This window comes from Pelomonas sp. KK5, assembly GCF_001984095.1.
Lineage (GTDB): Bacteria > Pseudomonadota > Gammaproteobacteria > Burkholderiales > Burkholderiaceae_C > KK5.
The window spans coordinates 1-10,382 of record NZ_LYVQ01000228.1; the positions used below are offsets into that span (position 1 = coordinate 1).

The window sequence follows — 10,382 nt, forward strand, 5'->3', positions numbered from 1 at the left end:
GCCGGAGCCGGTCCAGTTGCCGGCCCTGCGCCCGGTCGCGCCCACGGCCGCCATCCCGCAGCCGGCGGCGGAGCCGCTGCTGGAGCTGGCACCGCCGCCGCTGCCTTCGCTCTCCGTGGCACAGGCGCCGGTGGAGCCGTTGCGGCAGGAGCCCATCGGCCCGGCCGGCGCGGCCTCCGCGGCCGCTCCGCTGATGCGGCTGCCTCCGCTGCCGGCCCCGTCAGCGAATCCCTATGCGGCCGGCCGGCATCGCCTCGGCCGGGTCTATACGGTGGGCGATGTCTACGTGATGCGGGTCTACGACCTGCTGACGCAGGTGGGCACCGAGGCTCACTGGCGGGTCACCCGCGTCGACGAGGCCGCCGACCGGGTGGAGCTCAACGAAGGAACGCACGTGTGGGACCTGATGGGCAATGTGCTGCAGTCCCCGCGCGCCGCGACCTCGGACGTGCCGCGCCAGTTCTACCCGGCGGAGCTGCAACTCGGGGCGCGCTGGCGCACCTGTTTCTCGATCCCCAAGCGCGGGCAAGGCATGCCGGTCGTGCTGGACTTCAAGATCGATGCGCATGAGCGCGTCGTCGTTCCTGCCGGCAGCTTCATGGCTTTCCGGCTCTCGTTCCAGGGCTGGGACGGCCCGCCGAGGAACGAACGCCACGAGGGCAGGATCTGGGTCGTGCCGGGCATCAACGTGCCGCTGCGCTACGAGCACTGGCGCCGCAGGAACAACCGCGTGACGAAGTCCGATGGCCATGAGCTGGTGCGGCTGATGCAGCAGCGCAGCGATGCCGACTGAGCGGCGGGAGGGCGGCTGGAGCGGGTGATGGGAACCCGCTCCATGTCTCTACTTCCTGGTAAGACACCGGTTGAAGACGCTAGTTTGTAGCACTGTTTTGTAGCAGTGGAGGTGGTCACTTCTCTCGCGCAGTCGACGTGCGCACCCGTGCTGTCTTTGTAGCAACGTCCCTGGCATTGGGTGAGCCGACAAAGCATCTCGGATTCCTATACTGAGTCGAAGGCCGGCCGCCTCGGTCTAAGGAAAGTGAATGCGAACAAGAGTTAGAGATCGAGCGGTCGCTGGCGACCTGCGTGTGTTGAAATCGATGCGAGCGACGTGCGAGATCGATTTCATCCAGTTCAGTTCCATCGGCCCGTTGGGATTTGGTGACCCCAAACTGAAGTCTCTGGGCAATCGCCATACGCTGCACGAAGTGCGTTTCGCGAAGCTGTCAGGGCTGCCTGAGTCCGTTCGGGACTGTCGACTTGCTCAACTGGAATTTTCGGTTGATCTGTATCCGCGCGACGTGATCGAACCGGCTGCAGCTATTCAGGCGATTGGTCCATGCTGGGACGTCTTGTGTCGCAGGCTCGCCCCGTGGTGTTCCCCCTTCATACGCAGGCGGGTCTGCGCCTCGAACGCTCCCGGCGCCGGCCGGACGCTCTACGACGAGCGAGCTGTCGTTAGATACGTTCCAGCGAAGCGGCACTGGAGAGTCCGCGATGCAGAGACGCCGGTTGCACCGATTTCGGCACCACTACTGACCAACGGACGGGTTTGGTCGGAAACGGTCTACTACGGGGATGAACCAGTGCCGGCTTGGACAGGCACCTGGGCTCCCCCAGAACCAAGATGTCAAGTTCGCCTGTACCCGAAGACTACGGATTGCGGTGTGCAACTGCCTGCGAGCCGCTGGCGAGCGCGTGTTGAGGTGCGGATCAATGGCACTGCCCTCGAAGAACGCTATGGAGTCCGGACCGTCAGGGACATCAATCAGCGCTTGCTGAGTAGGCTTGCGAACGATCAGCTAATGCTGGTGCAGGCGCTCCCGGCGAATTTGCCCCCGAACCGCGCACCGCGTTGCTCGGTCGCGCATGCGGTCAACAACCATGTTCGTCGACAAGCGCTTCGTGACCAGGAACTCGCTTTGGAACGGGCTCCCGAGCACGGGCATATCGATGGTCTGCCGTCATCGCATGTTCTTCGTTACGCCGTCGTCCCGGAACTCATGAACATCATCCGTACTCCGGTCGCAGACTTTTTCAAGACAGAGCGTCGCCGCGCGGCGGGGCGAAAGGCAAACGGGTCCGGCGCGAAAAGCACTGGACATTCGACTCCGACAATACCGTAGATCGATAAGTAAGTGCTTGATTATCCGTCCCGTTCGACCTCCGAACGATGGGCGCTATAACTAGATCATCAAGACGCATGATTCCGCCGCACGTCGAGGCTCATGTGCGCGCCAGCCAGGGGTGCGAAATCCGCTGCTGGAATGTCCGGCATGGGCGCGTTCCGAAAGACCACGCCGGGGCAGGGCACGCCGCTCGTCAGTCAGCAAGATCTGATCCTCAAACAACCCGTGTAGTGGGAAAGGGGATCGAATATGAAGAAGTCGGGCATCAAAGTCGAGAGCGCGCGGATGGAACGGATCGCACTGCGTCGGATCAAAGTGGGCGTCGAGAAGCGCCTGTCTCGACAACTGGGCGACGATCCGCATGCGCTGCGCAAGCGATCAGCCCATCAATTGCTTCAGTTCTGACCCCCTCAGGCAGTGCGATCCCGCTCGCGGTGTCGGGGGGCGGGCTAGGTGAACAGGCGCTCGTGGATTCGACGACATCGCAGTTCAGATAGGTGTCGCAGGCCACACCCCGACACCCTTAGAACGGCGTGAAGGCTAGGAAGGGCCTGCCGGGAAATTTTTTGTCACTTCCGTGAGGGCCCTTATAGGCCGCGGGTGGCCTGGCCAATGCTGACTTGCTATAGGCCAGCCGCCAGACCGTCGACGTGCAGCAGAAGGACGCCGGTGTGCGGACATCATGGTTACGATCTGGGACGAATGCATAGTGGGCAGGGCTCAGTGTTTATCGGGCTTTCAGAAGGAAGTGCCGGGTCTTGCCTTACGTGAATGGTCCGCCAGGAAATAGAGTGTGCCCATGGAAGGGCCGCGTGGCCCGAGCGAAAAGGGGCGCGCAATGAAGTTGAGGATGGAGTTCGAGATCGAGCAGTTCGGTGAGGTCCACTCGTTGGTGGAGACCATCGACAAGCACCGGGCGGGCGCCGCGCTGCTCTTGTTGGCCGTGATCACCGTAGGAGTGGGGCTGTTCGCGGGCTGGCTGATCTGGCACTGACCCATGCTAGTCAACAAGGTCATCTACGACTGGGGCGTCGTGCATGAGCGACGGTTCAACGACTACACGGTCGATCTGGTCCACGAAGCAGGTGAGGTTCTGTGCTCCGCTCGATATCAGGGCATGCGACCGATTGACGCGATCGTGGATCTGGAAGACTGGTATGAGGAACAGATGCGGGAGGAGGTCAGGGCGCGGTTCCTAGGCTAAGGCCAGACCCTATAGACCGGCACTCTGCCGTCCCAGGGTCTCGGTGCCGTGGGTCCGAGCGTGGTCGTTGAGCTGGTTCCACTCGGACTCCGCCATGCGCCGTCCCAGGGGCTGATCGAACCTCGTAAAGTCTCGCAGAAAACACTGTAAATCAACATCTTACCGCTTCCCAGTCAGCGGCTTTTCGATACGGGTTGACCAAGGGTGATTGGTCCCGTGACAACTCGTTTGCCGACGTGGTCGCGCGAGCCAACGAACTCCAGGCGAAGCGGGAGGATCGTTGGAAGGAACAACAGGCCGTTTGGGAGCCGTCCACTGAAGAGCGCTCGTCGCCAGAGCCTGTTATCTTGGGGCGACGTCCGCCGGGCTTGGGCGGACGCTTGTCTGAGACCGCTTTGCCAAGTTCTCGTGATGAACAATGTGAATCCGGGTATCGACAAGAGCGTGTCAGTGCAAGGTGTAGTTCAAACGCCCGCGAACTCGCTGGCAGCGCTTTCTGCACCCCGTCGCATATCACCGGCTGTCTATGTACATCAGGGCGGAATTCCTGAACTCGATTCTTGAGCGTCCGACGCCGCCATCAAACTTAGGAGGGTCAAACCATGCCTCGCCTCGTTCCTAGCAAAGTCAGAGAGTCCATTGCGCTCCTGCGCAATAACGTGGCGGCGGAAGCTGCACAGGTAGGGCAAATCGTGGCCTACAACCGCTCTGTGGTGCAAGCAATCATCGACTTGGTCGACCAGATTCCGACTGAGTTGGTTGCATTGCCACCCGAGCAATACGCTTCGTTTTCCGTCGCTGTGTCCGTGGCACGTCACTCGATAGTGGCAGTTGCCCCTGGTCACAACGCCGACCAAGCGGCAATGGTGACGTTGCCGATCTTCGGCGGTCATACTGCTGTGCGCGTCATCTATGACTCCCTAGGCATGTGCTCGGACGAGGCCGCCAACCCGCAGACCGCGGGCCTCGGCTTCATTGCGGACGGGGACTTCCGCGAAGGACTACGCACGGACATCAGCACCGCCACCAGTGCGCTTGCGAACCACGAGTACAAGGGCGCCACGGTGTTGGCTGGCGCTGTCGTAGAAGCTCTGTTGCTGTGGGGCCTGGAACATGTTGGCGAGGCAAACGTGCGGCAGGTGTTCCAGGCGAAGGAGAAGCGAACCTTGGAGTGGTGGGCGCTCGGCGACTTGATCGGCGCAGCCCACGCTTGCAAGCTCATCTCCGACTCGACAAAGAAGCAAGCGGAGCTTGCCCAAGACTTCCGAAACCTGATCCACCCGGGCAGGGCGCAGCGGCTCGACGCGAGGTGCACGCTGGGCACCGCATACAGCGCTCTTGCCGCTGTCGACGCCGTTTCCGTCGAGTTCGCCGCATACAAGTGGCAGCCTAGCGACTGAGCTGCCATCTCGCCGCGCCGGTCGGGCAGCTACCACATCTAAGGTCACGTCTTCCGATTGCGCCTGCTCGACCATTCGCATGAGCTGCGATGACAGCACGGCAGCGCAAGACTGACTGCGATGGGCTTGAGCGGATGACGGCTTCCACTGCAAAGCTCCTGTTTGAATGAGGGCATGACCAGCGACGTAGGCAATGCCAACCGGCTGGACAGCCAATTCACTCCAGCGCCTGCAGATCGCCGCCGGACGCGCTGAGGGCCATTCAAGCCGGCGCGGCTGCATCATCAGTCTGGGTGCGAGCCTCGCCCGCGATCTTTGCGGCATAGGGCGCCACTCAAAGCCTTCAGCCCCTCGATGCAGTCAAAGCGCGCGATCGCAGGCAAATCAAAGTCCAGTTTCCTTTGCGCCGCGCATCGGCATCAGCCATGATGGGCAGACTTGTTCAGACCTTCCCTAAGCGTCCTTAGGATGACTCGCTTGTGTATTGGCGGCTCTTGCCGGAGTCGTTGTCTGTCGGAACATGGCAACCACCGCTCGCGCTAAAGCGGCGAAAGGCCCGAAGAACTCGTTGAAGCTCTCAACCATCGAATCTCTCAAAACTCTCATGGTGTTCTCCAAACCGTGAGGGCTATCTGCTCAACCGTGGCACCAGTGTAATAGGCTGAGTACCAAGACGTTTAGTCCTAGTCGAGACAGAACCTGGACACGCACGGGGACGGCGAACGCCCATTAGCGGCCCTTGTTTTGCGGAATGCACAATAAGCAATCCTTCCCCTTCACTGGCTGAGGTTCAATGACTCTCATTCTGAGCGTGAACAGTCCTGACACCGTTTGGATGCTCGCAGATCGTCGACTTTCGTTCTCGAACGGCCCGCCTAGGGACGACGCACGAAAGCTTCTGATGCTTGAGACGCAAGATAGTGTTGCCATGCTTGGATATGCCGGACTCGGTTGCACGGCCGGGGGAACAGAGCCAGCCGACTGGATGAACGCCGTCCTTCGAGGACGGAGTTTGCCTCTGGAGCTCTACCTTGGTGAACTTGCCGGCGCGCTCCAGAGGCAGTTCCCGCCGCACCTTCGGCAGTTGCCGATCAAGTTCGGTGCAGCTCACAGCGTCGTCGTGTCCGCCTTTCTGAACGGCGAACCCAGGCTGTACTCGATTGACATAGTTCTGTCTGCGGATCGGAAGACCCACCGTTTCCGCTACACGCGACACGTATCTGGCCAGGTACCATCGGATCCGCCGCGAACGCCTCGAATTGCCCTTGCCGGATCGGGGGCATCGTTCCTGCAGCGCGACGTGCAATGGCTCCGACAACTGCTAAAGCTGGTCCGTGCTTGCGATGCACAGCGTATTGAACCCCACATCGTGGCCGACTTCCTCGCGGCACTGAGCAATCGAGTTAGTTGCGGCATGGCCGACAAGTCCGTTGGGCCGCGCAGCATCGTGGTCTGGCGTCACAGAAACGGGGGCGCGCGAATCGGAGGCGGCGGCCACCAGTTCTATAACGGCATTGTCCGAGAGCCGGACTCAGGCATTCTTCCCATGCTCGCCAATGGCCTGGACATCCAAGCATTGGTTCGGGCAGCCATGCCTTTCATAGAGCCGCAAATGTCCCAACTTCGTGAACATGCGCCCGTCAAAGAAATCGATCGCGATGGGATGAACGCTGCACTAGCGAAGTTGCCTGATCAACCAGACGAAACCTTGAAATAGGACAGGCGCTCGCATATGAAATCTGCGGCCGAAACGGACCGCTGATCTCATAACTGGGACGTTGACCGACCACGTCCTGGCTACGCGACGATCTGAACTGCCTGCTCATTCGCTCGAAGCTATTGGTTTTTCGATAGGTGAACCAAGGATTGCAGATCGTCGCTATCACGGGACTTGCGCCCGGTACTGGGTAGCAAATCCTTGCCAAATCCCTTGCGGGAATGCGACTTTGGTCTCGGCGCATTGCTCTGCGTTTACCTAGCCATAGTGCTCACAGGGGCACAACACCATCAAAGATGCGCGGAGGCACGCGCTTGACGCTGGGAGTGTCGTGATCGGGCCTATAAGTTGGATCCGCTCTCAGTGACCAGGAGCCCCGAAACCTCGATGTCGCGTTGGGCGCAGAATGCCGCTTTCTTACTGGCGGTCGGAGTTTCACAACGCGCTGACCGTGCATCGGGGCCGCTGTTGGGCGCTCGCGCAAGCTGAGCTCCGTTGCTGAGCTGTTCGACAGGTGCACATGGCCAGGTCGAGATCCTAGTGCAGCCCCTGCTCGTTCTCTGTGGGTTTTAGGGTCGCTCTCAGTACGGGTACTGAGGGACCCATGGCAAGTGCAAGCAGAACTTGCGTGGACCCGGGCCGCCCTACTGGCATCTCCAGGAGTTCTGCGACGTCTAGGTCTATGACGATCATCGATCTCTTCTTGATCACTGCCTGCTCAATGAATGGACAGAGCACTAGCGCCAATTGGCGGAGGTCCTTCTGCGTTGGCATTCCTCACATCCTTTCTCGCCTCAGACGATCGTGAGAACTGCATGGTATCGCAAAAAATGTCAATTAAATCAATGACTTACGTAAGTAATGACTGACTTATTCGGGATCGCGAGACGCCGACTCTCTGGCCTCGGCTGAGATTGCTCCTCGGGCAATACCTGACCCCCAGCTCACGGCAACTACCTAGCATCCGACTGTTATTGCAGACGACGGAGGGAGTCCAATGAAACTGAAGTTCGCCGCGCTGTGTGCGGCTCTCGTGCTCGCCGGCTGTGCTAGCGAACCCCTGCCCCCGCTACCCCACCAGCCGACCCTGTTCGAGAAGGCGGCGAAGGTGCAGATCGGCATGACGGTCCAGGAGGCGATCGCGGTCCTGGGCGAACCGCGCACCACCGCGCCGGCCTCCGGACAGTTCCTCCTCGGCTGGGCTCAGGGCAAGCAGGTGTTCATGGCTCGAGTGAAGGAAGACCGTGTCGTCTGGGTCAGCGAGATCCCCGGCTGGACTACCAAGAACCCGGGCTGATCGGGATCACCAGCGGGCCGGGCGCGTCGTCATCGCGGAATCTTCGCTGCCATACGATGGCGAGCAAGCCGCCGCGAGATGGGCTGCGCTCAATCTGGCTCGGCACCGCGCCCACGATCTTTGCGGCGAAGTGCATCGCTCACCGCCTTCAGCCCCTCGTCGCAGTCGAAGCGCGCAATCTCCGGTAAACCAAAGTTCAATTTGGCGATCAGCTCGGCGAGGTAGTCAACGGCTTCATCCTTCAGATAGGTCCCCGTGAGCGTGCCTGCAGATCGAGAATGGCCGCTGATCTGGGCGGTGTCGTACTCGGTCATGCGCAGACGCCTCAGGCAGACGGTTGCTAAGGTTCCCCGGAAGGAATGGAAGACCTTTCTGTTGTTGCGCTCCCAACCTAGGCTGGCAAGGTAGCTGCCGAACCATTTGGTAGCAGCCTTCCCATAGCCTTTGGTCTCGTCGTGCTTCAACTCCGGAAACAGCCGCTGGTAATGGGCAGCCTCTAGGCAAGCCTTCCACTCAATCAAGCCCAGGTCGATCAAGTGCGCGTGCACGGGAATGTGCCGTCTGGACTGCAGGTTCTTCCCCTTCTTCTTCCTTGCTTCGTCGTCGAGATTCAGGATGTCCAGATACCAGGTGCCGCTGGGCGTCGCCTTGATATCAGTGAGCGAAAGCTGGGCAAGCTCGTTGATTCGAGCGCCCGTGTAGAGGCCCAGCAGCGGCAGCCAATAGTTGAACGGAGAGAACGTCCGGTAGGTGCCTCGTGAGGTGCGCGAACCTCGCCCGGTCCGAAACCATTCGCCCTTGCTGAACATCGCATTGAGATCGTCGGGCGTGAACAGATCTCGGGCCGCTCGCGCGGGACCTTTCTCGCGTTTGCGCTCCGCACGGGCGCTGCTTTCCTGCAAGAGCGCCGAACAAGGGTCTCGTTCGATCCATTCCCGGTCCTTCAACCAAGCAAACATGCCTGCGATCCACTGCAGGCGCTTCACCTGCTCATTGCGTGAGATGCCCGGCCAGTCGGTACCAGCAACTGCCCGGATGGATTCAGTGATAGTTGTAGTCCGATGGATCAGCCGGACCTGGTTTTCCTTTGCGGGGACAGTCGGTAGCACCTCGTCGCGGAACCGGTCCATGCGATCCATGGTGATGTCTGAAAGGGGTGGGTTGCCCTCCAACTCGGCGAACAGTTGCAGAGCACCTCGTACCCGCCGAGCCTGCTCCTCGTCGCAGGCGATCGCGCGCACTCGCATGTATGCATCAATCGCGTCGGAGACCGGTCGGCGCGACTTCGCGTGGTCGTGTGACTGGGCTGACCTCTGCACAGCTACCTGTCCCAGTTGCTGCAGCTGTTCGGGAGTTACGCGCGAAGCAAGTCGATGGCGAAGGTCCTCAACTTCGGATGCGAGCAACTCGATGCCCTGGGCAAGCAGCGGGAGTGGCTTGGTCGGGGCAAAGAAGCTGGCGGCCGAGTCGGCGAGATCGAACAGAATCACCTCGGGCGTTTGACCGCCCAGCAGAAGTTCCGCGATCTGTGGGGCCTGCCGGATGGCCACGACGCCATTGAAGGTCTTCGCGCGACTCGGATCGCACTGCGCCGGCGATGGCACGACGGTCTCCGTCTCCAAGGGGCCGGAGATGGTCTCCAGATCGTCCGACTGGAGCACATGGCCTGGCTGGCCAGCAAGCCGTGCAAAGAGCCTCAGACGCCCGCCAGCGGCCTCTCTGAGCAGGTAGGAGACTTCGAGCGATGTCAGGCGCGACGCTTCCGCCAGGGCGATATACCCGGGTGCGGACAGGGCAGGATGTCCTGCGAGGAGCTGTTCAAGGATCATGCGACGACCGGGACCGTGGGACACCTCGTACAGCCGCCTCGCCCACGCGGCCAGCAACTCGCGCCCGACGACCCGAGCATCAGCCAGCTCTCGTCGACGCGTCGACGCGATGTACTCGGTTCGACCGACGAGTTCGCGCAGCGCTTGCGGAACCACGAGCCGGGCGTACCACATCCCCTTGCGGAGAAACAAACCGTCCATTCTGACACTCGCTTTGTAGCAAGGTGTCGTAGCAGGGGCGGTCAGCGCCCGATTCAAGTTGGCGAATCAAGCACTTGGAGAGATGTGGAGCGGGTGATGGGAATCGAACCCACGTAGTCAGCTTGGGAAGCTGAAGTTCTACCATTGAACTACACCCGCGTCGGGGCCGGATTCTAGTGCAGCGGCGCGGGCCATTGCCGGGCGAGCCGCAGCAAATCGGCGCCATCCACGTCGGACACCGCCCAGTACTGCATGGCGCCATCGCGCCATTGCACGATGTTGAAGCCGCGCTGCTGCGAGCGCTCGGGCGGCTGCACGCCATCGGCCGGCCGGATGAACACGTCGATCTGGTGCAGGCGAAGCTGCAGGGCCAGCACGGCAGTGGGCTGGCCGGCCAGCGATTGCACCCGGCCGCCCAGCAGCGTGAAGCCGGGCAGGGCGTCGGGCACCGTCGGTGCGTAGTCGATGCGGCCCTGGAACCAGGGCTTGACCGTGTGGCGGTCGCTGGAGGCGACCTGGATCAGCGGGCCGTCGCGCAGCGCCTGCACATGGGCGGCCACCAGTTCCTGGCCCGGCGGCCAGCGGACCGCTCGCCAGGCCTGCAC

The 10,382-nt window shown here is 61.4% G+C and carries 8 protein-coding genes, 1 tRNA gene and 1 pseudogene; 7 read left to right on the plus strand and 3 right to left on the minus strand.

Going from position 1 to position 10,382, the window contains the following annotated elements; all coding sequences use genetic code 11:
- From B0W88_RS33820 to B0W88_RS25770, 7 genes and pseudogenes are all read left to right on the plus strand, one after another.
- Window positions 1-793: pseudogene (locus B0W88_RS33820) on the plus strand (hypothetical protein); the annotation flags it as partial.
- A gap of 1,585 nt (window positions 794-2,378) precedes the next feature.
- Complete coding sequence (locus B0W88_RS33825) at window positions 2,379-2,534, plus strand: hypothetical protein (protein ID WP_158080941.1); 156 nt, start codon at window positions 2,379-2,381, stop codon at window positions 2,532-2,534.
- Between the two features lie 433 nt (window positions 2,535-2,967).
- Complete coding sequence (locus B0W88_RS33830) at window positions 2,968-3,123, plus strand: hypothetical protein (RefSeq protein ID WP_158080942.1); 156 nt, start codon at window positions 2,968-2,970, stop codon at window positions 3,121-3,123.
- 3 nt (window positions 3,124-3,126) lie between these two features.
- Window positions 3,127-3,333 carry a hypothetical protein gene (locus B0W88_RS25760; RefSeq protein WP_077037460.1) on the plus strand — a complete coding sequence of 69 codons (207 nt, stop codon included), beginning with the start codon at window positions 3,127-3,129 and terminating at the stop codon, window positions 3,331-3,333.
- 602 nt (window positions 3,334-3,935) lie between these two features.
- Window positions 3,936-4,733: a hypothetical protein gene (locus B0W88_RS25765; RefSeq protein ID WP_144006972.1), complete on the plus strand. Its 798-nt coding sequence runs from the start codon at window positions 3,936-3,938 to the stop codon at window positions 4,731-4,733.
- 901 nt (window positions 4,734-5,634) lie between these two features.
- Window positions 5,635-6,450: a hypothetical protein gene (locus tag B0W88_RS33175; RefSeq protein WP_144006973.1), complete on the plus strand. Its 816-nt coding sequence runs from the start codon at window positions 5,635-5,637 to the stop codon at window positions 6,448-6,450.
- A 997-nt stretch (window positions 6,451-7,447) separates the two neighbouring features.
- Window positions 7,448-7,747, plus strand: a complete 300-nt coding sequence (locus tag B0W88_RS25770; RefSeq protein ID WP_077037462.1) for a hypothetical protein — start codon at window positions 7,448-7,450, stop codon at window positions 7,745-7,747.
- A gap of 89 nt (window positions 7,748-7,836) precedes the next feature.
- Here the strand turns inward: B0W88_RS25770 and B0W88_RS25775 are convergent, their stop codons facing one another.
- The 3 genes from B0W88_RS25775 to B0W88_RS33835 form a co-directional block, all read right to left on the minus strand.
- On the minus strand, window positions 7,837-9,777 hold the full coding sequence (locus tag B0W88_RS25775; RefSeq protein ID WP_077037463.1) for a site-specific integrase: 1,941 nt from the start codon (window positions 9,775-9,777) through the stop codon (window positions 7,837-7,839).
- Window positions 9,778-9,862: 85 nt separating this feature from the next.
- Window positions 9,863-9,936 (minus strand) — tRNA-Gly (locus B0W88_RS25780).
- Between the two features lie 14 nt (window positions 9,937-9,950).
- Window positions 9,951-10,382: anti-sigma factor (locus tag B0W88_RS33835; protein ID WP_369973931.1), on the minus strand; the 432-nt coding region annotated here is incomplete at its 5' end.

Excerpts from the sequence above, each read along its gene's own strand:
- B0W88_RS33825 (WP_158080941.1), top strand. The coding sequence starts at position 2,379 with ATGAAGAAGTCGGGCATCAAAGTCGAGAGCGCGCGGATGGAACGGATC.
- B0W88_RS33830 (WP_158080942.1), top strand. The coding sequence starts at position 2,968 with ATGAAGTTGAGGATGGAGTTCGAGATCGAGCAGTTCGGTGAGGTCCAC.
- B0W88_RS25760 (WP_077037460.1), top strand. The coding sequence starts at position 3,127 with ATGCTAGTCAACAAGGTCATCTACGACTGGGGCGTCGTGCATGAGCGA.
- B0W88_RS25765 (WP_144006972.1), top strand. The coding sequence starts at position 3,936 with ATGCCTCGCCTCGTTCCTAGCAAAGTCAGAGAGTCCATTGCGCTCCTG.
- B0W88_RS33175 (WP_144006973.1), top strand. The coding sequence starts at position 5,635 with ATGCTTGAGACGCAAGATAGTGTTGCCATGCTTGGATATGCCGGACTC.
- B0W88_RS25770 (WP_077037462.1), top strand. The coding sequence starts at position 7,448 with ATGAAACTGAAGTTCGCCGCGCTGTGTGCGGCTCTCGTGCTCGCCGGC.
- B0W88_RS25775 (WP_077037463.1), bottom strand. The coding sequence starts at position 9,777 with ATGGACGGTTTGTTTCTCCGCAAGGGGATGTGGTACGCCCGGCTCGTG.